25 protein-coding genes are annotated in these 26,686 nt (G+C 30.4%); 22 read left to right on the top strand and 3 right to left on the bottom strand.

Annotated features, from left to right (window positions below):
* Positions 1–6 precede the first annotated feature (6 nt).
* Positions 7–774, top strand: coding sequence for an RNA polymerase sporulation sigma factor SigF (gene sigF, locus OCU47_RS04220; RefSeq protein WP_261827345.1), 768 nt, complete (start codon positions 7–9; stop codon positions 772–774).
* A gap of 556 nt (positions 775–1,330) precedes the next feature.
* Here sigF and OCU47_RS04225 read toward each other — a convergent pair.
* Complete coding sequence (locus tag OCU47_RS04225; protein WP_261827346.1) at positions 1,331–2,290, bottom strand: phage lytic cycle repressor MrpR family protein; 960 nt, start codon at positions 2,288–2,290, stop codon at positions 1,331–1,333.
* Between the two features lie 31 nt (positions 2,291–2,321).
* Positions 2,322–2,672 (bottom strand): hypothetical protein, encoded by a 351-nt coding sequence (locus tag OCU47_RS04230; RefSeq protein ID WP_261827347.1) that lies wholly within the window; start codon positions 2,670–2,672, stop codon positions 2,322–2,324.
* A gap of 181 nt (positions 2,673–2,853) precedes the next feature.
* Between OCU47_RS04230 and spoVAC the strand changes: the two genes are divergently transcribed.
* From spoVAC to holA, 6 genes are all read left to right on the top strand, one after another.
* Entirely contained in the window at positions 2,854–3,306 is a 453-nt protein-coding gene (gene spoVAC, locus OCU47_RS04235) for a stage V sporulation protein AC (protein WP_261827348.1), read from the top strand.
* Positions 3,307–3,321: 15 nt separating this feature from the next.
* A complete protein-coding gene (gene spoVAD / locus OCU47_RS04240) occupies positions 3,322–4,335 on the top strand; it encodes a stage V sporulation protein AD (RefSeq protein WP_261827349.1) in 1,014 nt (337 codons plus the stop codon).
* A gap of 37 nt (positions 4,336–4,372) precedes the next feature.
* A complete protein-coding gene (spoVAE, locus tag OCU47_RS04245) occupies positions 4,373–4,732 on the top strand; it encodes a stage V sporulation protein AE (RefSeq protein ID WP_261827350.1) in 360 nt (119 codons plus the stop codon).
* A gap of 97 nt (positions 4,733–4,829) precedes the next feature.
* Positions 4,830–7,337, top strand: a complete 2,508-nt coding sequence (locus OCU47_RS04250; RefSeq protein ID WP_261827351.1) for a P-type ATPase actuator domain-containing protein — start codon at positions 4,830–4,832, stop codon at positions 7,335–7,337.
* Between the two features lie 18 nt (positions 7,338–7,355).
* Positions 7,356–9,050 carry a ComEC/Rec2 family competence protein gene (locus OCU47_RS04255; RefSeq protein WP_261827352.1) on the top strand — a complete coding sequence of 565 codons (1,695 nt, stop codon included), beginning with the start codon at positions 7,356–7,358 and terminating at the stop codon, positions 9,048–9,050.
* Between the two features lie 14 nt (positions 9,051–9,064).
* On the top strand, positions 9,065–10,093 hold the full coding sequence (holA, locus tag OCU47_RS04260; RefSeq protein ID WP_261827353.1) for a DNA polymerase III subunit delta: 1,029 nt from the start codon (positions 9,065–9,067) through the stop codon (positions 10,091–10,093).
* A 158-nt stretch (positions 10,094–10,251) separates the two neighbouring features.
* On the opposite strand, the gene rpsT is transcribed toward holA, so the two are convergent.
* A complete protein-coding gene (rpsT, locus tag OCU47_RS04265; RefSeq protein ID WP_261827354.1) occupies positions 10,252–10,515 on the bottom strand; it encodes a 30S ribosomal protein S20 in 264 nt (87 codons plus the stop codon).
* A 192-nt stretch (positions 10,516–10,707) separates the two neighbouring features.
* Here rpsT and gpr point away from each other — a divergent pair, with 192 nt between their 5' ends.
* The 15 genes from gpr to rpsU all read left to right on the top strand — a co-directional run bounded on the left by gpr (position 10,708) and on the right by rpsU (position 26,674).
* Positions 10,708–11,682, top strand: coding sequence for a GPR endopeptidase (gpr, locus tag OCU47_RS04270; protein ID WP_261827355.1), 975 nt, complete (start codon positions 10,708–10,710; stop codon positions 11,680–11,682).
* Between the two features lie 48 nt (positions 11,683–11,730).
* Positions 11,731–12,789, top strand: coding sequence for a stage II sporulation protein P (locus OCU47_RS04275; protein WP_261827356.1), 1,059 nt, complete (start codon positions 11,731–11,733; stop codon positions 12,787–12,789).
* A gap of 61 nt (positions 12,790–12,850) precedes the next feature.
* The gene (locus OCU47_RS04280; RefSeq protein ID WP_261827357.1) at positions 12,851–13,144 is read left to right on the top strand and encodes a hypothetical protein; all 294 of its coding nucleotides are present in this window, start codon (positions 12,851–12,853) and stop codon (positions 13,142–13,144) included.
* Positions 13,145–13,252: 108 nt separating this feature from the next.
* Positions 13,253–15,058 (top strand): translation elongation factor 4, encoded by a 1,806-nt coding sequence (gene lepA / locus OCU47_RS04285; RefSeq protein WP_261827358.1) that lies wholly within the window; start codon positions 13,253–13,255, stop codon positions 15,056–15,058.
* A gap of 20 nt (positions 15,059–15,078) precedes the next feature.
* A complete protein-coding gene (gene hemW / locus OCU47_RS04290; protein WP_261827359.1) occupies positions 15,079–16,212 on the top strand; it encodes a radical SAM family heme chaperone HemW in 1,134 nt (377 codons plus the stop codon).
* 274 nt (positions 16,213–16,486) lie between these two features.
* Complete coding sequence (locus OCU47_RS04295) at positions 16,487–17,509, top strand: IS1595 family transposase (RefSeq protein ID WP_261827360.1); 1,023 nt, start codon at positions 16,487–16,489, stop codon at positions 17,507–17,509.
* Between the two features lie 325 nt (positions 17,510–17,834).
* On the top strand, positions 17,835–18,884 hold the full coding sequence (hrcA, locus tag OCU47_RS04300) for a heat-inducible transcriptional repressor HrcA (protein WP_376778024.1): 1,050 nt from the start codon (positions 17,835–17,837) through the stop codon (positions 18,882–18,884).
* A gap of 43 nt (positions 18,885–18,927) precedes the next feature.
* Positions 18,928–19,554, top strand: coding sequence for a nucleotide exchange factor GrpE (gene grpE / locus OCU47_RS04305; protein WP_261827361.1), 627 nt, complete (start codon positions 18,928–18,930; stop codon positions 19,552–19,554).
* A gap of 34 nt (positions 19,555–19,588) precedes the next feature.
* A complete protein-coding gene (gene dnaK, locus OCU47_RS04310) occupies positions 19,589–21,445 on the top strand; it encodes a molecular chaperone DnaK (RefSeq protein WP_261827362.1) in 1,857 nt (618 codons plus the stop codon).
* An 87-nt stretch (positions 21,446–21,532) separates the two neighbouring features.
* A complete protein-coding gene (gene dnaJ / locus OCU47_RS04315) occupies positions 21,533–22,660 on the top strand; it encodes a molecular chaperone DnaJ (protein WP_261827363.1) in 1,128 nt (375 codons plus the stop codon).
* Positions 22,661–22,894: 234 nt separating this feature from the next.
* The gene (gene prmA / locus OCU47_RS04320; protein WP_261827364.1) at positions 22,895–23,836 is read left to right on the top strand and encodes a 50S ribosomal protein L11 methyltransferase; all 942 of its coding nucleotides are present in this window, start codon (positions 22,895–22,897) and stop codon (positions 23,834–23,836) included.
* A gap of 68 nt (positions 23,837–23,904) precedes the next feature.
* Positions 23,905–24,654, top strand: coding sequence for a 16S rRNA (uracil(1498)-N(3))-methyltransferase (locus OCU47_RS04325; protein ID WP_261830581.1), 750 nt, complete (start codon positions 23,905–23,907; stop codon positions 24,652–24,654).
* A complete protein-coding gene (gene mtaB, locus OCU47_RS04330; protein WP_261827365.1) occupies positions 24,654–25,958 on the top strand; it encodes a tRNA (N(6)-L-threonylcarbamoyladenosine(37)-C(2))-methylthiotransferase MtaB in 1,305 nt (434 codons plus the stop codon). Before OCU47_RS04325 ends, mtaB begins: the two co-directional genes overlap by 1 nt.
* A gap of 59 nt (positions 25,959–26,017) precedes the next feature.
* Positions 26,018–26,362, top strand: coding sequence for a histidine triad nucleotide-binding protein (locus OCU47_RS04335; protein ID WP_261827366.1), 345 nt, complete (start codon positions 26,018–26,020; stop codon positions 26,360–26,362).
* 135 nt (positions 26,363–26,497) lie between these two features.
* On the top strand, positions 26,498–26,674 hold the full coding sequence (gene rpsU, locus OCU47_RS04340) for a 30S ribosomal protein S21 (RefSeq protein WP_261827367.1): 177 nt from the start codon (positions 26,498–26,500) through the stop codon (positions 26,672–26,674).
* Positions 26,675–26,686: the final 12 nt, after the last annotated feature.

Below are 26,686 nucleotides of genomic sequence, written 5' to 3' on the forward strand. Positions count from 1 at the left end.
GAGAATATGGGTATAGATAATTTAAAAAAAGAGGGGTTAAGCTATGAAGATAATGGTAGATTGCTAGAATTGGCTAAATCCGGTGATAAGCAGGCAATGGATCAACTTATTGAATTGAATTTACCGCTGGTGTCATCAATAAGCAAGAAGTTTATAAATAGAGGATACGAATATGAGGACCTCTATCAAATTGGATCTATTGGTTTAATTAAAGCTATTCAAAATTTTAATGCAGACTTTAATGTAAAGTTTTCAACTTATGCTGTTCCAATGATTATGGGTGAGATAAAACGTTTTTTAAGGGATGACGGAATAATAAAAGTTAGCCGAAACACAAAGAGTCTTGCAAAACAGCTTCATTTCTCAAAAGAGGAATTAGCAAAAAGTTTAAATAGAGAACCTACTGTGGAAGAATTAGCACAATATTCTGGGGTAAATAAAGAAGATATTTTATTTGCTATGGAATCTTCTATGGGTATACAGTATTTATATGATACGGTACATCAGGATGATGGTGCGCCAGTATTACTTATTGATAAAATTACTCAGGTTGCAGATGAAAGTTCAGATTTAATTGATAAAATTGCATTGAAGCAAGCTTTAAATAAATTAGAAGCAGTTCCAAGGCAAATAATTATGTTAAGATATTTCAAGGATAAAACCCAAATTCAAGTTGCAAAGCTATTAGGAATAAGTCAAGTGCAGGTATCAAGAATAGAAAAGAAGGTACTTGGTCAAATAAGAGATAGTATGCAGATTGGTAAAGAAGAATAAATATAGAGAGTTTAATAGCTGAAAACAGGATTTTCAGTTATTTTTTTTGCCTTAAAGTGAAGGAACGTGTAGTTATCTGTTATTGCTTACTTATGATTACAGTGAATTTTAAATCGTACTTTGTAACTAGTTTCTCTTATATTTTATTTACAAGTTAAAGTTTGATGAACAATGTTTCTTAGATTTTATATGATTAGAATGTATGTCGAGTATGTTTATAAAGATTCATATAGAACTATTCCACTTAAATGTTGGTAGAAAAATGTCGAATTTTTGTGGCTTGTCCATCAACATTATCACCAACATTATTATGGAATAGTTCTATAGAGATAATTGATAATAGATTGTAGATATGCATGTGTTATAATTTGGAAGTTGTCTTGCGCCTTGTTATTTTATATTTTTCGCAAGTATTAGGTAAATTTATAAGGAGTAAAATAGTATATCAATTCAGTTTTAAAATGATTTTATATAATCTATTTTTAAATAAAAGAAATAGGCCTCTTAATAGAGATGCATAATCAAACCTATCAAGAGCCCTTGTGTTGAGTAACAATTATAATTGATTTTCTTGTTCAATCTTCAATTTTAATAATTTCATAATGCCTTTAATATCAGATGGATTACTCCTATAGTCATGCATATACAGATATTCCATGATATTATTTAATGTAAAAACCTTATTGCTTTGTCTTTCTAATTCAATCAAACGCCAAGCTATTCCTGAGAGCCAAATTGATTTGTTAGATATATACTGGACACCAAGAATTTTTTTGAACATCATCATTCTTCTTTTGATTGCATTTTCCTTTAGTGGAGGATTTATTTCACCTGTGTAATTATCATATTTTCTTCCTTTAATTATATAAGGGCTGTCCTCATTTAAAGTTTTAAAATCTTTACCATCTTTGTAGGTTAAATATTTACATTCGCTTATTGCTCTGTTGATTATATCACAGGATTTATCATCAAGTTTAATGTTATGATTAGCTAATTTAATAGTAGCAGTCTTATAATTGAACTGAGTTGCTTTTAATGAAAGCATGTCCTTATATCCTTCTCCCATAATACCATTCCATGCAAGAACAAGAATAACCTTATCTTGATAATTTTTAAGTTTATCAACTATACTAAACAATTCAGTATATGTGACAAATTTACCTTCATATTTAGCATGAAATAGTATTTCATCAAAGTCATTGTTGCTTATTAGATCTACACCAGGGGTAGCAATATTAGTTAAATTGTTTTTCTTGGCATAATCCGTATAAGCACGAATTCGACTTACATTACTGGAGATGACTGTTGTTTTACTGCTTCTTAAACTAGCAAGAAAAGTTTTCAATTCAAGGATATTAAAATCACATAAATCCTTGTTGAAGAGTTCTTCAAATTTCTCTACTTTATGGAAAAGAGTTTGAATAGTTTTTAGAGTTCCTACAGAATAATCATTTTTAGCAGCCTCTAAAAAGTTTAATTTATTTGAAATCATTTGGTCATAATTATATCCTTTCATAGTTCCCCCCAAAAAGTGCTAAAAACAAAACCTAGTCATAAGATATGAACAATTTTTTACTAGCTGCTATTTCTTTATCTTCAAACCAGAGATTAAGCTCACTCTGTTTTACAAACTCTAAGAGATATTTTTTATCAACTCTATAATTTAGATCTGATAGAGAAAGGATGCTCTTCCTTACTTCAAAAGTTATTAAACAAAGTTCCTCAGTAGAAATATTAAAGCAATCAATTACTGAGAGATTAAAAATAGAATTAATTTTTTTGAATTCTATTTTATTTAATAAATTATTTATTACTTTTGATGAAAATTCCTTGTTGTCATTTAACTTGTTAATAACAGCCGATAATATTTTTTCTAAATCTCTTCTGTCTCTGTGCATGTATAAGCCTCCAGGATTTCTTCTTACATTATATTTATTAATTATGTGTGAAAATAATTACTATAAATTGTTAATAGTCGCATTTAAATTTATAAAATATGTGAATAGTAATATTTTTATTAATAATTACAAATAATATAGTACAAATTAGCTAATGTAACATAGGATGGTGATACAATTTATGACTACTAAAGAAGACAAAGTAAAAAGAAAATTTGATAAGCTTGCACAAACAGAAGAACCTAAACCGGACCTTTTTAAACATTGCATAAGTGCATTTATTGTAGGTGGTTTAATCTGCGATGTAGGACAATTTTTAGTGAATTTACTTACAGCTTACGGCTTGCCTAAAGAGGATGTAAGTAATGCTGTGCCTATAATAATGGTATTTTTGGGGGCACTTCTCACAGGAATTGGAGCTTATGATAAAATAGCTTCATTTGCGGGAGCAGGTACTGTAGTGCCAATTACAGGTTTTGCTAATGCTGTAGTTTCGCCTGCCATAGAATATAAAAAAGAAGGATTTGTATTTGGTGTGGCAGCAAAAATGTTTAATATAGCAGGTCCAGTATTAGTATATGGGATTGGAAGTTCCGTTATTATTGGAATAATATATTGGATATTGAACATGTAGAAGGGGTGAAATTTTATGAGTACTAAAAAAATAGGAAGTCAGACAGTAAAGTTAGAACATCCGCCAAAGATTATAGCTACAACTAGTGTAGTTGGACCTAAGGAGGGGCAAGGTCCATTGAAGGATAGTTTTGATATTATTCTTCAAGATGATACTAATGGAAAGGATAGTTATGAAAAGGCAGAAAGCTCTATTATGTATACAGCTATAAGTGAAACAATTAAAAAAGCCAATTTGTCCGAATCAGATATAGATTATCTTTTAGCAGGGGATTTATTAAATCAAATTATATCTTCAAACTATGCTGCAAGAGATCTTAAGATACCTTTTTTTGGACTTTATGGAGCATGCTCAACAATGGCAGAATCATTAAGTTTAGCTTCTCTTCTCATGGATGGTGGATATGCAGATTACATAATTGCAAGTACTTCATCACATTTTAGCTCAGCAGAGAGGCAGTTTAGATTTCCATTAGAGTATGGTTCACAAAGAGCAGAAGCTTCTCAATGGACTGTTACTGGCGCAGGTGCTATGTTACTTGGAAAGGAAGGGAATTATCCATCTGTTACTCATGTGACTACAGGTATAGTAAAAGATTATGGAATTACTAGTGCAGATAATATGGGAGCAGCTATGGCACCAGCAGCTGTAGATACTATATATAAGCATTTAGAGGATACTGGAAGAACCCCTGATTATTATGATGTAATTTGTACAGGAGACCTTGGACTTGTAGGAAAAAAGATAACTACCGATCTTTTGAAGGAATATGGTTATGATGTCAGTAAGGTCTATGAAGATTGTGGAGCTATAATTTTTGATAATGAGAAGCAGGAAACTAAGTCAGGTGGAAGTGGCTGCGGTTGTTCAGCAGTAGTAAATTGTGGATATTATTATAAGAAACTTATGAAAGGAGAGATAAGTAAAATGCTTCTACTATCCACAGGTGCATTGATGAGTCCAACTTCTTCTCTTCAAGGTGAATCAATACCTGGAATTGCTCATGCAGTTTCCATTGAATTTATATAGCTTTTTAATTTATAATGTAATGAAAGAAGGAGAAAATATGAAATCATATATAATGGCTTTTATTGTAGGTGGAACTATATGCTTAATAGCCCAAATACTAATGGATAAAACAAAATTGACTCCAGCAAGAATTTTAGTTATGTTTGTTACTTTAGGTGTTATACTTGGAGCTTTTGGCATATATGATAAGCTAGTGGATATAGGTGGAGCAGGTGCAACAGTGCCTTTACCTAGCTTTGGAAATGGTCTTGCAAAGGCTGTAAAAAAAGAAGTTACAGAAAAAGGGTTGCTAGGCGCATTTACAGGAGGTATCAAAGGGGCAGCAGGAGGCATAACTGCATCAATATTTTTCGGATATATTATGGCAGTGATTTTTAATCCTAAGACCAAAAAATAGATAATTATGCAATTGTTTATCAAGTTCACAAGTTACAGTTCGATAATTAATTGGACTGTAAGTTGTGATTTTATATACATGAGGAGAAGTGAATTTAGTGAAGTGGTACAATTTATCTTGGTATAAGGTAGTTTCGATGCTAGATAGTGATATATATAAGGGGATTAAGGAGGCAGAAGTAGAGGATAGAAAACAAAATTACGGTGACAACAAACTTGATATAAATATAGAAGATGAGATTAAAAATATAGTTAAAGTTCTTTTTACTCCTTGGGTAATATTTTATATAGTAGGAATAATTTTTTTATTAGTAAATAGAAAGTTTATCGAAGTCTCTATAGTTATTATTTTATATATAGGCTTATTAGTAATGAAGCTATACCCTAAAATAAAAGAAATAAAACAATATAAATCATTTAGGAATTTAAATGAAATTCCAGTTAGAGTTATAAGGGATGGACATACGAAAGTATTAAAAGCAGAAGAATTAGTTGTAGGAGACATAGTAAGAATTGAAGAAAATTCCACAGTAGCTGCGGATATAAGAATAGTGGAAAGTGAAAATATTAAAACCTATGAAAAGAATATTACTGGAGAAAAGTTCATTGTGGAAAAGTATTCTGCTAGGGTAGAAGAGAATGTAACATCTTTCACAGAAATAAGAAATATGCTTTTTAGAGGGACAAACGTTGTTAGTGGCAGCGGATATGGTATAGTAGTAGCAACAGGAGTTAGTACAGAAATTGGTAATGTTATAAAATTAATGTCTAATACTAAAAATAAAAGTAATGGCTTTATACAATTAATAAATAGAAAAATAAATATATACAGCTTAATAATAGCTGGGATTGTTCTTGGATTGTTTGGAGGACAGTTTTTTGCTAAAAATTCTGTAGATATACAATTAGGAAGTTTTTTAATAAGTGCAGCATTGTCTTTAACATGTTTCTTAAATATAGTTATTGGACTAATATATATAAACAAGTTTTTTAACAAAGGTAATATTGAATTAAATAGATTAACTTCTATGGAAAAGATAACTCAAATTAATATGGTGTTTATCCCTAAGGATGGGGGAGTATATAAAAATGACTTAGAAGTTAAGAGTGTTTATGTAAATAATAGAATTAATAGAGCAGCTGAAGTGACAAAGTCGGATTTAACTATGCAAAGAATGATGGAAATAGCAGTGCTATGTAATAATGCTATTTATAATCCTGAAAAAGATGAGGCTAGAGGAGACAATCAAGAGATTGCATTATTAAAATTATGTTATAGCCTTGAAGTATATCGTGGGGATTTATATAAAACTCAAAAAAGAATTTTTGAGATTCCTTTTGATTCAGATAGAAGAATCATGACAAGTTTAAACAGATATAATAGAAATTATAGAGCAAATTTAAGAGGAGCCGTTGATGAGATATTAGAAAAATGTACTCATATCATGAAGGATGGAGTTGAAAGAGAGATCACTCAGGAGGATATAACCAAGATTAAAGCAGCAGATTTTGAGATGTCTAACAATGGATTAACAACTTTAGCAATAGCCTATAGAAGTTTTGGGTATGAACCTACAGATGATGAAAATCTTGAAAGTAATCTAGTTTTTGTTTCTATAATAGGTATGCAGGCTAAAATGATTGCAGGAGTTAAAGAAAGAATAAATGACATGAAGAATATGGGGATTACACCAATACTTTTTACAGATGATAATAAAATAACTGCAACTACTATCGGAAAGAGATTGGGAATAGTAAGAGATATGTTTGGTGTTATGTCAGGAGTGGAACTTAAAAACTTATCTTCAGAAGAACTTATGAAAATTATACCTAAGATAAAGATATTCTGCAGAGTTGATACTGAACTTAAGAGTAGGATAATAAAACTATTTATAGATGATGGTTATAAGGTAGCAACATTAGGTGAAAATATTAATGATTTACCTATTTTAAGTTTATCAGATTTAGCTATAGCTAAAGGGCCAAGTTGTGCTAATATGGTGATAAAAGCTTCAGATATGCATTTTGAAAAAGATTATCTAACTGGATTTTTTAAAGCTTTTGCTTACGGAAAAATATTTGTTAGAAATATAAGCTTGTATATTGAATACATTATGGCTCTTATGGTGTTACAACTAGTAACGATATCAGCAATGTACAATTTAGGTTATTTAAAATCTATATCAGGATGGGAAATAGCAGTACTTAATGCTATTATTTTACCGTTTTTCACTCAATCTTTATTAATTAATAATCAAGATGAAGTGGAAAATATCAATTATTATAATTATATCGCAGGGTATGTAATTCAGGTTATATCAGTTATTTTGATTTTAGACTTAAAGCCTGAAATTAATCATGGCTATATACTTGGAATGGGAATAATACTTGCAATATTATCTTCTTCAATGATAAACAATAAGATAAAAATATCTGGAAATAAATTTATATCTATAAACTACTCTATTATTGCATTAATTGTAGTAGGATTTATAGGAATATATTTGTTTAATCATAGCATTGGAAGAACAGAAGCAATAATAACAGTTATAATGGCAATTTTCTTCTTCTGTATTGAATATATATTGAAAAAATGGAGAGAGTAGGAGACAAGAGGTGGTTTTGTGCGGAAGTTAAACAGACCATTAGTTAGTTTGTGTCTTGCTGCTTTTTGGGGGATTTATTCTTTTTCAGTGTATACCGTATCTACTTTGGGTGCAGCTTTGTTAGCTGCACTATTTTTTTTATTGATTTATCTGTATAGAGGCAAAGAAATGTTAATGCTTGCAATCATTATGTTTTTTGTTTCTTTTATGAATACAGCTTTTTATTATGGTTTTAGAAATCAATCATCAATTATTAAGATAGAAATAACTAAAGTCAGCAATTATGAAATTCAAGGAGAACTAAATGGGAGAAGAGTAGTAGTTAGTAGTAAAGAAAAATTAAATGAAGGCTATGAGTATACTATTAAAGGCAATTTTAAAAAAGAAACTAATATAGAAAAGGGGACTGTGGGGACGGTTCAAATAAATTCAATATTAGGAATGAAGCAATCTTTTACAGGTAAAATAACTGGATATAGTGATTATGTATATAACAGTTTTAAGCAAGTGTTGGGAGAAAAAGAAGCAGGTATAATTTCAAGTGTTGCTTTTGGTAATACAAAGGGTATAGATAAGTCTGAAAAGGACGTTTTGAATGAATATGGGGTGGTACATATAATAAGCGTTTCAGGGTTTCATATGAGCCTTATATATGTAATATTAGAGAGCATATTTGGATTTTATATTTCAACTTTTGTAGCATTAGTATATGTAGTTTTTACAGGAGCTCAACCAGCGGTTATTAGAGCCTTTTTAATGATACTAGTTCTTAAAGTAGGAAAGAAAATTAGAAAAAATTATGATGCTATATCAGCCTTAGCATTATCAGCTTTAATACTTATATTATATAAACCATACAATGCTTATGATTTAGGGTTTATCTTAAGTTATTCTTCAACATTAAGTATATTGCTATTCTATAAAAAAATTAATGATAAATTATATAGACTTCCTAATCTAATAAGAGATAGTGTGAGTTTAACATTAGCAGCTCAAATTTTATCTTTTCCTATAGTATCACTAGCTTTAAAAAATTTCTCTCTGAATTTTATTTTGGGAAATCTTATTTTGACACCGTTCTTTACAATAATAGTGGTGCTTGGCAATATTTCAATTGTACTTGTTAGGATTACTATAATATTTCGTTGTATATGTGGTGTGTTACATTTGAATTTGTATGTGATACAAGGAGCTATAAATGTGCTGAATATTATAGCATTACCATTCTTGAAAAGTACTAAAGCTATAGTGTGCTGTTACTTTTCACTATCAATAGCTATAGTTCTTTATAAGAAGGGATATAAACAGTTTGGATATACTCCTATTCCGTTACTTGTTTACTTTATGGTGATTAATTATAGTTTTCAGCCTAAAATAGTCTTTTTTAAGGAGAGATATACTAAATTTATTTTAGTTGAACAAGGTTTTTGTAAGACCTTAGTTTGTAAGAAGGATAGTTATAAGAATAATATTAATTTGGAGTATAATGAAGAAAAATATTTAGAGGGAAATGGTGGCCTTAAGTTAGGAAAAAGGAGCTTATTGTATGATAGTAAGTTAAATAAGATATATATAGATGAAGGTGATAGATATACTAGAGTTAACTGGAGTGATAATTTTGTGGAGAATGAGGGGATTTATGATATAATTAATTTAGAAAGTAATGGTGGAACCTTAGTTTTAGGAGATAAGATAATAGTAAAAAGCGAGTGAAAGGTTAGAAATAGATGATTGATTTAGAAGTGTTAGATACTGAATTGAAGCAAGGTAAAATTGAAAATAAATATGCTTTTGTTGGACTTGATGAGATGTTAATCAAAGAATATACTACTTCGATTATAGATCAAGTTTTAGATATAAACTTTAGGGAATTAAATTTGGTGAAGATTGACGGTATGAATACTAATTTTACAGCAATAATGGATGCGTGTGAAACTATGCCTTTTATGGCAGCAAAGAAAGTAGTATTAATTTATAGAGCTAATTTTCTAAAGGATAAAGCAGATAGTGCTTCTAAGTCCTTATTTAAGGAAATGCAAAAATATTTAAAGGATATTCCTGAACACTGTGTTCTTATTATGTACTATTTATTTGAAGATAAAAGGGATAGGGCAGAAAAAAGCACTAATTTAAAAGCAATAGATAAAAACTGTAAGGTAGTAAAGGCTGATAAATTAAGAGGAGAAAAATTCTTAAGAAAGGTTAAAAGTATTTTTGATGAAAAGGGTAAAAATATTGAAAAGGTCGAACTTAAATATTTTTGTGATTCAATAGAAAATAATTTTAACATAATTCAAAGTGAAATAGAAAAACTCATTTGTTATGTAGGTGAAAAAGAAATAACTCTTGACGATATAAAGTTGTTATTACCAAAAAAAGAAGATGAAGATGTTTTTGATTTAATTGAATTTATAAGCTTGAAAAGACCTGAAAAGGCCATCGATTTAATGAATGATCTTTTATTTAGAGGAGAGTCAATAACAAAGATATTATCATTAGTTGAAGGACAATTAAATCTTTTATTTAAGATTAAGGTTGGCATTGATGAGAGAAAGTCTAAGGAAGTTATTTCTAGAGAAATAAGGAGACCTCTATTTGTAGTTGAAAAGTTAATAGCTCAAAGTAGAAAATTTTCATATAAATCATTACAAGAGGGAATGAAGTCTTGTATTGAAACTGAAAAAAAATTGAAAAGCTCAACTGCAGATAAAAAGACAGAGATGGAATTATTATTTCTAAATTTAGCTATCAAATAGTAGAGATAGGATCAAAGTAACAATAATGTAAAAATAGGAGTAAGTTCAGCGTAAAAATAAATCCACAAATATAAAACATTGTATTGTTTTATATTTGTGGATTTAATTTATTTTTGTACAAAAATAAATAACCGGTCAAACGACCGGTTTATCAACAATTAAGCCATAGCATTTAACTTTGTAGCTAATCTAGATTTCTTTCTAGCAGCCATGTTCTTGTGTACAACACCTTTAGTAGCAGCCATGTCTAAAGTCTTAGCAGTCTTTGTGAAAAGAGTACTAGCTTCTTCCTTGTTGCCACCAGCAACAGATGCTTCAAAGTTCTTTATTTCTGTCTTAAGAGCTGATTTTATCATCTTATTTCTTAAAGTCTTATTTGCTGTAACTTTAATTCTCTTTTGAGCTGATTTTATGTTTGCCATTGGTATTTCACCCCCTTCGTTATTTTAGGGTTCTCAGCAGTTTTTGGGGAAATCTGCGTCCGAGTTCATATTCAACAAGGGTTATTATAGCATTTATATAACCTCTATTCAAGGCTTTTATGAAAAATAAATAAAATTCTCCTTTGAGGAAATACTAGAAAAAGAGAATTTTATAGTAAGAGGTGATGGAATATGATAGATGTTAGAACGGATTTAGCAGTAGAAGCAAGGGAAATATATAAAAGTATACATAGAAAGGAAGCGGATGGAGTAATATTTAAAGAAGAAAAAAAGGACGATATAAATATAACCACAGTTGAGGTTATTTCAGAACAAGGAGCTGAGAAAATAGGAAAACCTGTAGGAAAATATATAACTATAGATATACCAGATTACACTCATTATGATGGTGAAATTATGAATGATGTATCACAGGTTTTAGCAGATTATTTGGATAATCTAATTGAAGTTAAAGAGGATAAGACAGCTTTGGTAGTTGGACTTGGAAATTGGAATGTAACTCCAGATGCATTGGGGCCAAAGGTAGCTGAAGAAATAATGATAACAAGGCATTTGAAACAGGTTATGCCGGATGCAATTGATGATTCAGTTAGACCAGTATGTGCTTTAGCACCAGGAGTTTTAGGGATAACTGGTATAGAAACTGTGGAGATAATTAAGGCAGTTGTAGATAGAATAAAGCCTTCTTTAGTAATATGTATAGATGCGTTGGCTTCTAGAAGGCTTGAGAGAATAAATAGAACAATTCAAGTTGGGAATACAGGAATATCACCAGGAGCAGGAGTTGGCAATCATAGAATGGCAATAAATAGAGAAAGTTTAGGTGTACCTGTTATTGCTATTGGAGTGCCAACAGTAGTTGATGCAGCTACTATAGTAAATGATTCTATAGATTTAATAATTGATGAATTAATATCTCAGGCTACCAAAGAAGGACCATTTTATAATATGCTTAAGGATATTGATAAGAATGAAAAGGCAGCACTAATAAAATCGGTGTTAAATCCACATGTAGGGGATTTAATTGTTACGCCTAAAGAAGTAGATGTAGTTATAGATTCTACTGCTAAAATAATATCAATGGGAATAAACAAAGCTCTACAGCCTAATTTGGATATGGAGGATATTAACAAATTTATGAATTAGCATATTAGGAATTTCCTCCTCATATAATTAAAAATGAGGAGGGATATAATGCTGAAAATAAATATAAAAAATAAACTTTCAGGTAATTTAAAAATAATTTTAGTATATACGCTGCCTATAACTATTTCATTGATTGCGATTTTTAAGTTAAATACTATTGTAAATTTGGGCAGCTCATTTGATACGAACGTTTGCAAAAATATAATTAAATATACGATTCCTTATATGAGCAGAGAGGAGTATAGTCAAGATTCAAATTATGAAAATAGTATCGTAACTTTCTTTAAAGATAGATTATTTAACCCAGTCAGTATTATTAAGTGTGAGGTACCAGTTTTTAATCAAGTAATAAATCAGGATACTAGTAAAGAAGAAAGTGAAGAGGGACATTCTCGCATTAACTCTTTTACATTAAATGATAGTAGTATTACAAAAGTAAATCCAGAAGTGACCCAAGAGGTTCAAGATAGCACTGCATCTAAAGCATTTAATCCAAAGTTAGTAAAAAATTTAAATGAAGGAAACCCAGAAGTTTTGATTTATCATAGTCATACTATGGAGGCTTATGGATGTAATGACAGCACGAATTTTGGAATAAGTGTAGTTGGTGTTGGAGATACATTAGTGGATGAATTAAAGAAGTATGGAATATCAGCTATAAATGACAAATCAATAACTACATCTTATGATGAAAGTTATGAAAGATCTGCTGATAGAGTTAAAAATTATCTTAAGAAATATGGAGACTTTAAAATAATAATTGATCTTCATAGGGATTCTATAGATGATAAAAATACAATAACTACTACGTTGAATAATGAAAAAATGGCTAAGATAATGTTTGTTACTGCTAATAATAATCCACATGCAAAAGATAATCAGAATTTAATGAATAAATTAAATGATTTATCAATGAAGCTATTCCCAGGATTCTGTAGAGGCGTAGATGGATATAGGAATGGAAAGAATAATGCTTTTAATCAAAATTTGAGTAAAAATTCTATTTTAATTGAAGTTGGATCCCAAGTGAATTCTCCACAAGAGGCTAATACTTCAGCAAAATATATTGCAAGATTATTAGCAGAAGTAATAAATGGTGGAAAATAGTGAATAAAAGTTAGTGTAAATGAACATCCTTATAGATATAGATTCTAGGGGGTGTTCTTTTTTGAAAAGGAAACTGTTTATTTTTAGTATATTTATTATTTTATTTGTAGTATTCGGAGCTTTGGTAAAGGTTAACTTGGTATTAAACGATAATACTGCTTCTTTAGAAAGTTTAAACGGATCTGTTGATAAATCTTTATTGAGTTCTGAACTTGGAAAAGGTGTATCAAAACTTTATAGTGATAAAAGTCAAATAAAATTGTATAATAAAGATGATGTGTATTATATAGATTTAGATAATAAACTTTATAAAATAGACTTAAGAGATATAAAAGCAAAACTTGGACTAAGATGAAATTTATCATATTGACAATTCTCCAGCAAGTTATGATATAATTTTACGAGATTTAAAAATGGGGGTGAGTTCTAAGCTAAACATAGAGTTTTAGTTTAGAGTTATGATATGACAGAAGATAGACAAAAGTATATAAGAAACTTCTCTATAGTAGCTCATATTGATCATGGTAAGTCAACTTTAGCAGATAGATTATTAGAGAAAACAGGAACATTAACAGCAAGAGAAATGGAAGCACAAGTTCTAGATAACATGGAACTTGAGAAAGAAAGAGGGATAACAATAAAATCCCAAGCAGCAAGACTTATATATAAAAGAGAGGATGGTCAAGAGTATATATTGAATTTAATAGATACTCCTGGACATGTAGACTTTACATATGAGGTATCAAGAAGTCTTGCAGCATGTGAGGGCGCAGTGTTAGTCGTAGATGCAACTCAAGGAATACAAGCACAAACACTTGCAAATTGTTATCTTGCTTTAGATAATGATTTAGAGATAGTACCGGTTATAAACAAAATAGATCTTCCGAGTGCTAGACCTGATGAAATTAAAACAGAAATAGAAGATGTTATAGGTATTGAAGCTTCAGATGCACCATTAATATCAGCAAAAACAGGACTTAATATTGAGGATGTTTTAGAGGCAGTAGTTGAAAAGGTACCTTGTCCAACAGGAGATGCAGAAGCTCCATTGAAGGCTCTTATTTTTGATTCATATTATGACAGCTATAAAGGTGTTGTAAATCACGTTAGAGTTATAGATGGAAGAGTAAAACCAGGGACTAAAATAAAGCTTATGGCGACTAATAAGATTTATGAGGTTGTTGAAGTAGGAGTATTTACACCTAATGTATTACCAGTGCCTGAATTAAGTGCTGGAGACGTTGGATACATTACAGCTTCAATAAAGAATGTTAGAGATGCCAGAGTTGGAGATACTATAACTTATGCTGATAGACCTACAGAAAAGGCTTTAGCAGGATATAAGCCAGCTATACCTATGGTTTATTCAGGTATATATCCTGTAGATGGCGCAAAATATGGTGAATTAAAAGATGCTTTAGAAAAGCTTCAAATTAATGATGCAGCTTTAAATTTTGAACCTGAAACTTCAGTAGCCTTAGGATTTGGATTTAGATGTGGTTTCCTAGGTTTATTGCATATGGAAATCATTCAAGAAAGAATTGAAAGAGAATTTAATCTAGATATTATAACTACAGCTCCATCAGTTATTTATAAGGTTACAAAGACAGATGGAACGTTAATGGAACTTACAAATCCAACAAACTTACCACCTGCAACTGAAATAGATTTTATGGAGGAACCATTGGTTAAGGCGTCTATTATATCACCTACTGACTATGTAGGATCTATAATGGAACTTTGCCAAGATAGAAGAGGTAAGTTCATTAATATGGATTACATTGAGGAAACAAGAGTAGTGATTCACTATCACATTCCTTTAAATGAAATAGTCTATGATTTCTTTGATACCTTAAAATCTAGAACTAAGGGTTATGCATCCTTAGATTATGAATTGATTGGATATGAAAAGTCTGACTTAATTAAGCTTGATATTCTTTTAAATGGAGATGTAGTTGATGCGTTGTCTATGATAGTACCTAGAGAACGAGCTTATGATAGGGGAAGAGGAATTTGTGAAAGATTGAAAGAAATAATCCCTAGACAAATGTTTGAGGTTCCAATCCAAGCAACCATTGGAAGCAAGATAATAGCAAGAGAGACTGTAAAAGCTATGAGAAAAGATGTTCTTGCAAAATGTTATGGTGGAGATATTTCTAGAAAGAAGAAGCTTTTAGAAAAACAAAAAGAAGGAAAGAAGAGAATGAGACAGGTTGGTTCTGTAGAGGTGCCACAGGAAGCTTTTATGAGTATTTTAAAAGTAGATTAATAAGAAAATGGAGTGATAAAATGAAAGAAATTTCATTATATATTCATATACCTTTTTGTAAAAATAAGTGTATGTATTGTGACTTTCCTTCATTCTCCGGTAAAGATAATTTAAAGCAAAGATATGTAGATGCCTTATGTAAAGAAATTGAACTTAAGGCAAGTAAATATAAAATAAAGACTATTTTTATAGGTGGGGGAACTCCCACCTATTTGTCTATACAAGAATTGAACAACCTATTTGCTTCAATCAATAAATTAGCTTTTGCCGAAGATTTAGAGTTTACTGTAGAATGCAATCCAGGAACTTTGAGTGAGGAAAAATTACTGCTTATGAAAACCGCAGGTGTAAATAGACTTAGTATTGGACTTCAGGCAACACAAAATACTTTATTAAAAACAATTGGACGTATTCATAATTTTAAGGAATTTGAAGAAAATTTTTTACTTGCTAGAAAAGTTGGGTTTAAGAATATAAATGTTGATTTAATGTTTGCTTTGCCAGATCAAAGTGTGCAAGATTGGGAAGAAACTTTGAACAAGGTTACAGAATTGAATCCAGAACATATATCTGCCTATAGCTTAATTATTGAAGAAGGCACACCTTTTTGTAAATTATATAATGAGGATAAACTTAATCTTCCGTCTGAAGATGAGGAAAGATTAATGTACTCAAAGACTATAGAATTTTTGAAGTTTAAAAATTATAATCAATATGAGATATCTAATTTTGCTAAGGAAGGTAAACAATGCAGACACAACATTGTTTATTGGAGGTTGGAAGAATATTTAGGTTGTGGTTCATCAGCAGCTGGCTATATTGATGGAATAAGGTATAAGAACAAAGAAATTATTGAAGAGTATATTGAATCAATAGAGAGAAATGTTGAAGCATTGGAAGAGAAAGTTGAAAATTCATTAGAAGATACTATGGAAGAGTTTATATTTATGGGACTTAGGATGATAGAAGGTATAAATGAAGAAAAATTTTTTGATAAGTTCAAAGTAAAGATTGATGATGTATATTTGGATGTTATTAATAAGCACATAAATGAAGGATTATTGATTCGAAAAGATAATACTTTAGCATTAACGCCCAAAGGTATAGAATTTTCAAATTATGTAATGAGTGATTTTATTTTAACTTGTGAGTAGTGGATTGCACTATTCACAAGTGTTTTTTATATATAAGAGAATACATGTTATATATGTATTCAGAACGTATGTAGAACTATTCCACTTAAATGTTGGTGAAAAAAGTGTCGAATTTTTGCAACTTGTCCACCAACATTATTATGGAATAGTTCTATACAGATTTAAATTGATACATATAATATCACCTTTATAAAAAGTTCCAAATGAGTGAATATAATTAATTTGCGCAGTTAATAATCATAATAGAACATATTTTCTGAATGGAGTGATTCTTGTGTGGATTAATAAATTAGACCTAGACTTATTTTCAACTAACCAATATAACTGTGAAGCTAGTGAAAACTATATGAATGATTGTATAAGTTACTATAGTGACTTTTTTAAATATAGCAAAGAAATAACAAGTTGCCCACACTGTGGTAGCAAGAATACTATAAAGTATGGGAGTATGAAATCTGGTGAAAATAAGCATAGAAGATATTTGTGCAAAGCTTGCAATAAAACATTTTCTGAAATTACAACATTCCCATTAAGTTATAGTAAAAAAAACGTAAATATGTGGATAGAATATATAGGCTGTATGGCTAAAGGTATGACATTAAGAGCAATATCAGAAGAATTAAAAATAAATGTTAAAACAGCTTTTGCGTGGCGACATAAGATACTTAGTGCTATAGAGAATAAAGTGATGGCCAAAGAGCTTTATCATCATGTTCAAATTGATGACGTTATAATGAGAAAAAACCTAAAAGGTAATAAGAAAGTTCCATTAGAAAAGAAAAAGGGTAGATTAATGTATTCAGTATTTGAAACGCCAGAAAATGAAAGAATAAGAGTAATGAGTTGTATAGATGATTCGGAAAATATATTTATAAGGGGAATAGATACTAGTGATATAAGTTGTACAGATGCAAAAAAAATCTTATCCCCGTTAGTAAAGCCAAAATCAATATTATGTACTGCAAGAAACTTTGCATATGTGAGTTTTGCAAAACAAAGTAAGCTTAAGATAGAATTAAATAAATCTACAAAGCATAAAACAAAAACAGGAGAGTGGTTAGATAATAAAATAGCGAGAAGAAATGGTTTGAATTTTAATATATATACTGCTAAGTTCATGGGGGTTGCCACAAAATATGTAAATTATTATCTCAACTTATATGTTTGGGATATTAAGAACAAGGAAACTCAGTTTTGTGTTGCAATAAAACAGCTATTTATACACTTATTGAATAGTAATAAAGTTTTGAGAAATATTGATTTTAAAAATGTGACATTAGAAGGAGTGACAGCTTAATAATTAATTTGTTTTGTATAAAAATGAATTAATGAATTTATAAAAGAATACTAATGTTTAACAATGAATGTTCAAATAGTGTCTAAATATTTTTGTTAAAGTGTAGTTAAGAATAATTTTTTATATAGATAAAATAATAATAGTATAATTTTAAATAAAATATTTTGAAATTATGAGATATTAAAAGAAAAATAAAGAAAGTTACAGAAAAAATTAAAATAACCATAGAAATTAAAAAAATAAATGCAAAAAACAGTTTTATTCAAATTGACAAATTGGCTAAGAAATAATATATTTAGAACATAGTCATTAGCACTCAATAGAAGTGAGTGCTAACAGAAAGGCGGTGTTAGTTATAGACGAGAGAAAAATTAAAATCTTACAAGTAATTATTAATGACTATATAACTACTGGAGAGCCAGTAGGGTCTAGAACTATCGCTAAAAAATATGATCTTGGAATAAGTTCAGCAACAATTAGAAATGAAATGTCAGACTTAGAAGAGTTGGGATATTTGGAGCAGCCTCATACCTCTGCTGGTAGAATACCATCAAGTAAAGGCTATAGGCTCTACGTAGATAAGCTGATGGAACATCAAAAGCTATCACTAGAAGAACAGTTAATTATAAAAAATCAAATAGTTGATATGGCATTACTTGAAGTAGATAAGATGGTTAAACAAGTTAGCTCTTTATTATCAGAACTAACAAAGTTAACCTGTGTAGTAAAGACACCTTCTCTACAAAGTGCATATATTAAATCATTGCAGCTTATGCCAATTGATGAAAAGAATGTTTTAATAGTAATTGTTACAGATAGGGGTGTAAAAAACAATATTATAAAAGTTGCTAAAATATTAAGCAACACTGAATTTACAAGAATTAATGAGATATTAAATTCAAGGCTTAGAAATTTAACTATAAATGAAATAAACCTTCAGGTTATAAATTCACTTAGGGGAGATTTAGAAGGCTATGAAGAAATCTTTAATCCATTAATAAAGGTGTTATATGATACTTTAAATAGTAATGATGTATCAGAAGTTTTTACAGAGGGTACTACAAATATCTTTAATTACCCAGAATACAATGATATAGAAAGAGCAAAGGAAATTTTGAATTTGTTTGATGATAAGCAAAATTTAAATCAATTATTAGAAAGCAAAGGAGAGCTATCAATTAAGATAGGAGATGAAAATTACATCCCCGAAGCTCAAAATTGTAGTGTGATTTCAGCAGTTTATTTCATTGATGATATGCCGCTTGGCACTATCGGACTTATAGGACCAAGAAGAATAAATTATTCTAAAGTAGTCTCTATTATGGCTGAGGTTATGAAGGAATTAAATGAAACTATTAAAAATAAACAAATATAGATAGTAACTCAAAAAGAAATAGAGATGAGGTGTAGATAAAGCGATGGATGATAAAAAAAATGAAGATTTAAAAGAAGAAATAGAGGAAAAAGAAGAAACTGTAGATAATTGTGATTGCTGTTCTGATGAGGATTGTAAAGAAAAAGTAAAAGCTGAATCAGAGGAAACAGAAAACAATGTTGAAACTGAAGAGAATAAATTTGAAAAGTTAACTGAAGAATTATTCAAAGTTAAAAATGAAAACAGCAAACTAAATAATGAAATGAATGCTTTAAAAGATAGACTTGTTAGATTAAATGCAGAATATGAAAACTTTAGAAAGAGAACTGCCAAAGAAAAAGAAGCTATATATACAGATGCTTGTGCAGATGTATTAAAAGAGATGTTTGGAGTGTTAGACAACTTGGAAAGAGCTGTAGCTGTTGAAGGTTCAGTTGAAGATTTAAAACAAGGTGTTGATATGACAGTTAGACAATTCCATGGTGCTTTTGAAAAGCTAGGAGTTGAAGAAATAGATGCTTCAGGCGAGTTTGATCCCAACTTTCACCAAGCAGTTATGCATGTGCAAGATGAGAGTTTTGGAAAAAATTCCATTGTGGAAGTGTTTCAAAAAGGTTATAAAAAAGCTGATAAAGTCTTAAGATTTACAATTGTTAAGGTTGCAAATTAAATATATAATATGGAAAAATTAGGAGGAATAAAAAATGGCAAAAATAATAGGTATAGATTTAGGAACTACTAACTCATGTGTATCAGTAATGGAAGGTGGAGAACCAGTCGTTATAGCTAACTCAGAAGGAGCAAGAACAACTCCATCAGTTGTTTCATTCCAAGCAGATGGAGAAAGATTAGTTGGTCAAGTAGCAAAAAGACAAGCAATTACTAATCCTGATAAAACTATAATGTCAATAAAGAGACATATGGGAACAGACTTCAAAGTTAATATAGATGGAAAAGATCATACTCCACAAGAAATTTCAGCTATGGTTCTTCAAAAGATAAAGGCAGATGCTGAAGCATACTTAGGAGAAAAAGTAACAGATGCAGTTATTACAGTACCAGCTTACTTCAATGATAGCCAAAGACAGGCAACAAAAGATGCTGGAAAGATTGCAGGACTTAATGTATTAAGAATAATCAATGAACCAACAGCTGCAGCTTTAGCTTACGGTCTTGATAAAATGGATTCAACTCACAAAATATTAGTATTTGACCTTGGTGGTGGTACTTTTGATGTATCTATTCTTGAACTTGGTGATGGAGTATTCGAAGTAAAATCAACAAATGGAGATACTAAACTTGGTGGAGATGACTTTGACCAAAAGGTTATAGATTTCATAGCAGATGATTTCAAAGCTAAGAACAATATAGATTTAAGAAATGATAAGATGGCTTTACAAAGATTAAAAGAAGCAGCTGAAAAAGCTAAGATAGAATTATCATCTTCAAATCAAACTATAATAAACTTACCATTTATTACTGCTGATGCAACAGGTCCAAAGCATATAGAGTTAACATTAACAAGAGCAAAATTCAATGAAATTACTCATGATTTAGTTCAAAGAACTTTAGAACCAATGAGAAAAGCATTAAGTGATGCAGGACTTTCAATAAACGATATAGATAAAATAATCTTAGTTGGTGGTTCAACAAGAATACCAGCAGTTCAAGAAGCAGTTAAGAGCTTTACTGGAAAAGAACCTTCAAAGGGAGTAAATCCAGATGAATGTGTTGCAGTTGGAGCAGCAATTCAAGGTGGAGTTTTAACTGGAGAAGTTAAAGACGTATTATTATTAGATGTTACACCATTAACATTAGGAATTGAAACTTTAGGTGGAGTTGCAACTCCATTAATTGAAAGAAATACAACTATACCAACAAGAAAGAGCCAAGTGTTCTCTACTGCAGCTGATAGCCAAACTTCAGTTGAAATTCACGTAGTTCAAGGTGAAAGACAAATGGCAGCTGACAATAAGAGTTTAGGAAGATTCACTTTATCAGGAATTGCGCCAGCTCCAAGAGGAATTCCTCAAATTGAAGTAACTTTTGATATTGATGCTAACGGTATTGTTAAGGTATCAGCTGTTGATAAGGCTACAAACAAGGAAGCTAATATCACAATTACTGCTTCAACAAACTTAAGTGATGATGAAATTGATAAGGCAGTAAAAGAAGCAGAAAGATTTGCTGAAGAAGATAAGAAGAGAAAAGAATCAATAGAAATAAAGAATAATGCTGAGCAAATGGTTTATCAAACTGAAAAAGCATTAACTGATCTTGGAGATAAGGTTTCAGCTGAAGATAAATCAAAGGTAGAAGCTAAGCTTGATGAATTAAAGAAAGTTAAAGATGGAGAAGACCTAGAAGCAATAAAGAAGGCTACTGAAGAAGTAACTCAAGAATTCTATGCTATATCATCAAAGATGTATGCAGATGCACAAGGACAAAATCCAGGTGCAGCAGGTTTTGATCCAAACAATATGGGTGGAGCACAACAAGGACAACAACCTAAAGACGATAACGTAGTAGATGCTGATTTTAAAGTAGACGATGAAAAATAATTTGAAGTAAAACACTGTTTTAGTTATAATAACAAAGGGAAGGCATTTACGTCTTCCCTTTTCTAAATAAGTATAGGTGGTGAACCCATGGCTAGTAAAGATTATTATGAGGTACTTGGACTAGAGAAAGGTGCAAGTGATGAAGAAATAAAGAGAGCTTTTAAGAAGCAAGCATTAAAATATCATCCAGATAGAAATCAAGGTAATGATGAAGCAGAAGAAAAGTTCAAAGAAATAAATGAAGCTTACCAAGTATTATCAGATCCTGAAAAGAAAGCAAGATACGATCAGTATGGTACTGCTGATTTTAATGGTGGTTTTGATGGTGGCTTTGACTTCTCAAATATGGGAGGTGGCTTTGGAGATATTTTTGAAACTATATTTGGAGGCGGTTTTGGTGGTGGCAGTTCTAATAGAAGAAATGCACCTCAAAGAGGCGATGATATTGAATATACTTTAAATTTAACTTTTGAAGAAGCTGTTTTTGGTGTTGAAAAAGAAATATCAGTTACAAGAAATGAAACGTGTACTACTTGTTCTGGATCAGGAGCAAAACCAGGAACTAGTCCTGTAACTTGTAGCAAATGTGGTGGAACAGGTCAAATAAAAGTACAAAGACAAACTCCTCTAGGAAATTTTGTTTCAACTTCAACTTGTGATAAGTGTGGTGGAAGAGGTAAAACTATTGAAACACCATGTCCAGATTGTAGAGGAAGAGGTCATGTAAGAAAGAACAAGAAGATTACTGTTAATATTCCAGCAGGAGTTGACACTGGTAATGTTATGCCTTTAAGAGGACAAGGAGAACATGGAGTTAATGGAGGACCAGCAGGTGATTTATATATAAGAATAAATGTAGCCAATTCTAAGACATTTAAAAGAAAAGGAACAGATTTATATATAGATGAGCATGTAAGCATAGGCAAGGCTACTTTAGGAGCAGAATTAACAGTTCCATCTGTAGACGGTAATGTTAAAATAACTGTTCCAGAAGGGACTCAATCTGGCACAATGTTGAGGTTAAAAGGTAAAGGTGTACCAAGAGTAAATTCTAGTGGAAGAGGAGATCAATACGTCAATATAATTGTAGATATTCCTAAGAATTTAACTGACAAGCAAAAAGAAGCCTTAGCAAACTTTATGGAAGCTTGTGGTGAAACAGTAGAAGTTAAGGCACACAAAAAATCTCTTAAAGATATGTTTAATAAAAAGTAAAATAGGGCATAATTTAAAGAGCTATTTAGAAAAGTCCTTGAGATAGAGTTATTGAAATCTCAAGGACTTTATATTTGTTTAATATATAGATTATTTTTATGTGTAAAAATTCCAATTGTATTTAGTACACTAGAGTGTATAATGAACACTTTATTAATTTCTATAGACATAGAAAAAGGTAAAGTGTAAAATTAATTATTAATTGAAGTATGTGAGATTGAAAGGATGATATAAATGGAAGGAACTTGGATAGAAATAAGAGTTATAACTAAAAGTGAGGCTTTAGAACCTATATCTGGTATTTTTTACGGACTTGATTGTAAGGGGGTAGCTATAGAAGATCCAGAAGATATAACTACAAGAGAACAAGGACCATTAACTTGGGATTTTGCTGATATAAACATATTAGAGTATAAAGGAAAAGCTGCAGTAGTTAAAGCATATTTTGCTGAAGAGGAAAATATAGCACAAATTGAAAAGTACATAAATGAAAAAGTTGAAGAAATAAAGAGTTTTGGTATAGATGTAGGAGAAGGTAAAGTCATAGTTGCCAAAATACACGAAGAAGATTGGGCGAACAATTGGAAGAAGTATTACAATCCAACTAAGATTGGTAATAACATAGTTATAAAGCCTATGTGGGAAGAATATATGGCTAAAGCTAATGAAGTTGTAGTAGATTTGGATCCAGGCATGGCTTTTGGAACAGGAACTCATGAGACTACAAGAATGTGTGTAGCTGCATTAGAGAAGTATACTAACAAGGATACTGTAGTTTTTGATATAGGAACTGGATCAGGAATATTAGCTATAGTAGCAGCAAAACTTGGGGCTAACCATGTAGTTGGTGTAGATTTAGATCCAGTTGCAGTTGATTCAGCTAAAGAGAATTTAAAACTTAACTCAGTAGATAACATAGAGATATTAGAAGGTAACTTATTAGATGTGGTTGAAGGTAAAGCAGATCTAGTAGTTGCCAATATTTTAGCAGAAATAATATGTTTTGTTGTTGAAGATGTTAAGAAGGCTTTAAATAAAGGTGGAGTATTCATTTCTTCAGGAATAATTCATGACAGAAGACAAATGGTTATAGACAAATTAGAGGAAAATGGTTTTGAAGTTATAGAAGTAAATAAGGATGGAGAATGGAATTGTATAGTAGCTAAGCTTAAATAAAAAGAATTATAGTTACAGGAATACAATTTATGAATCTAAGCTTAAATTTAAGAAGGGATGAAACTGAGATGCATAAGTTCTTTACAGAAGCAGAGAATTTTCAAGGTGATGAAGCTTTTATATATGGTGATGATGTAAAGCATCTATATAAGGTTGTAAGGCTTGTAGAAGGCGATAAGATAGTTTTGAATAATTATATTGGGGAAGAGTTCCTTTGCAATATAGAAGAGATTACTAAGCAATCTGTTAGGGTGAAAATAATTGAAAAATTAGAAATCAATAATGAAAGTAATATAGAAATATATTTATTTCAAGGTTTGCCTAAGGCAGCAAAAATGGATTTGATTGTACAAAAAGCTACAGAACTAGGTGTTAAAAAGATAATCCCAACTATTACTGGAAGAGTAGATGTAAAATTAAAGGGAGAATTTAAGAAGTTAGATAGACTTCAAAGAATAGCTAATGAAGCTTGTAAGCAATGTAAAAGAACTCTTGTACCAAGGGTAGAAGCACCAGTAGAGTTCAAGGATTTGCTAGCACAGGCAGATGAATTTGACTTGGTAGTTGTTCCTTATGAAAATGCAGAAAATAAAGGTATGAAGTACATTGCTAATAAGTATAGAGATAAAGAAATTAAGACTGTTGCCATTGTAGTAGGACCAGAAGGTGGTTTTGAAGAGGAAGAGATAAACACACTTGTTGAGAATGGTGCTGAGATAATAACATTGGGAAACAGAATACTAAGAACAGAAACCGCAGGATTTGTATGCAGTTCTTTATTGCAGTATGAATTTGGTGATTTAGGAGGAACGATTTAATGAAGGTGGCATTTTATACCTTAGGGTGTAGAGTAAATCAATACGAATCTGAGGCTATGGCAGAAAAATTCATTAGAGAAGGTTATGAAGTAGTAGGATTTGAAGAAAAAGCTGATGTTTATGTAGTTAATACATGTACTGTAACTAATATGGGAGATAAGAAATCAAGACAAGTTATTGGAAGAGCTAGAAGACTTAACTCTGCAGCAGTTATAGCAGTAGTAGGATGCTATTCACAAATTGCTCCAGATGAAGTTAAAGATATAAAAGGAGTCTCTGTAGTTCTAGGTACTAGAAACAAAGGTGATATATTATACTGGGTTAATAAAGCAAAAGAAGAAGGTAGTAAGCAGGTTGTAGTTAATGAAGTGCTTAAAAATAAATCCTTTGAAGAATTAAATATAGAAGAGTTTCAAGATAAAACTAGAGCCTTCTTAAAAATTCAAGATGGATGTAATAGATTTTGCTCATATTGCCTTATTCCTTATGCAAGAGGGGCTGTTTGTTCAAAGGATTCAAAAAAAGTTTTAGAAGAAGTAAAAAAATTAGCTGAGCATGGATTTAAGGAGATAATATTATCAGGAATTCATACGGCTTCTTATGGAACAGATCTTGATGAAAACATAGGACTAATTGATTTAATCGAAGAAATTGAAAAGGTGGAAGGAATTGAAAGAATAAGAATAGGTTCTATAGACCCTACCTTTTTTACAGAAAAAGTTGTAAAGAAAATAACTAATTTTAAAAAATTATGTCCTCATTATCATCTTTCACTTCAAAGTGGATGTAATGAAACTTTGAAAAGAATGAATAGAAGATACACTTCAGATGAATATAGGAATATAGTTAACTTTTTAAGAGAAAATATAGATGATGTATCAATTACTACAGATGTTATTGTTGGTTTTCCAGGAGAAACAGATGAAGAATTTAATAATACTTATGAGTTTTTAAAAGAAGTTAAACTTACTAAGACTCATGTTTTTAAATATAGTCCACGAACAGGAACGAAAGCAGCTTCAATGGAAGAACAAGTGGATGGAAACAAAAAAGATGAGAGAAGTAAACTTTTGATTTCACTTAGCAATAAAAATGAGAAAGATTTTATGGAGAAGTTCTTAAATAGGGATATGAAGGTCTTGTTTGAACAAGAATGTAATGATAGAGTAGGATATTATGAGGGATATACAACTAATTATATGAAAGTTATAGTTCCACATGATTGTAACTCTATTATAGGAAAAATAGTTAACGTTAAATTAATATCTTTGGAAAATGAAAATATAATAGGAAAAATTATTTAATAATATTTTAAATAATGGTATAATGAAACTAATGTTTTTATAGGTGAGGAGGTGAAAGAATGTCGGATTGCATATTTTGTAAAATAGTAAATGGTGAAATTCCATCAAAAAAAGTCTATGAAGATGAAAATGTATTAGCATTCTATGACATTAGTCCAGAAGCACCTGTACATGTAGTTGTTATACCAAAGCAGCATATTCAAAGTGTGAATGATTTAAATGAAGAAAATTTGGAAATAGTTTCACAAATCTTTAAAGCTATAAATAAAATAGTTATTGAACTCGGAATAGCAGATAGTGGATATAGAATTGTTAATAACTGTGGCAAAGATGGTGGTCAAACTGTAAATCATCTACATTTCCATTTACTAGGGGGAAGAAGCTTGAATTGGCCTCCTGGTTAAATAATTTAAATCAATTTGCTGAAATTCTTGACAGCTTGAATTTTACTAGTGTATAATAGTCCATGTGTTATTAAGCCCACAGCTGTGATTTATATCAATAGTGGAAGTATCGCTAGCGGAGGGAGGGAAGAGAAGATGTCAGAAATAAAAGTTGGAGAAAATGAAACACTTGATAGTGCATTAAGAAGATTTAAAAGAAAGTGCGCGAGAGCAGGGGTTCTTTCAGAAGTTAGAAAGAGAGAACACTATGAAAAGCCAAGTGTAAAGAAAAAGAAGAAGTCAGAAGCAGCTAGAAAAAGAAAATTCAAATAGTATTTTAGTATT

This window comes from Clostridium sp. TW13, from assembly GCF_024345225.1.
Taxonomy (GTDB): domain Bacteria; phylum Bacillota; class Clostridia; order Clostridiales; family Clostridiaceae; genus Inconstantimicrobium; species Inconstantimicrobium mannanitabidum.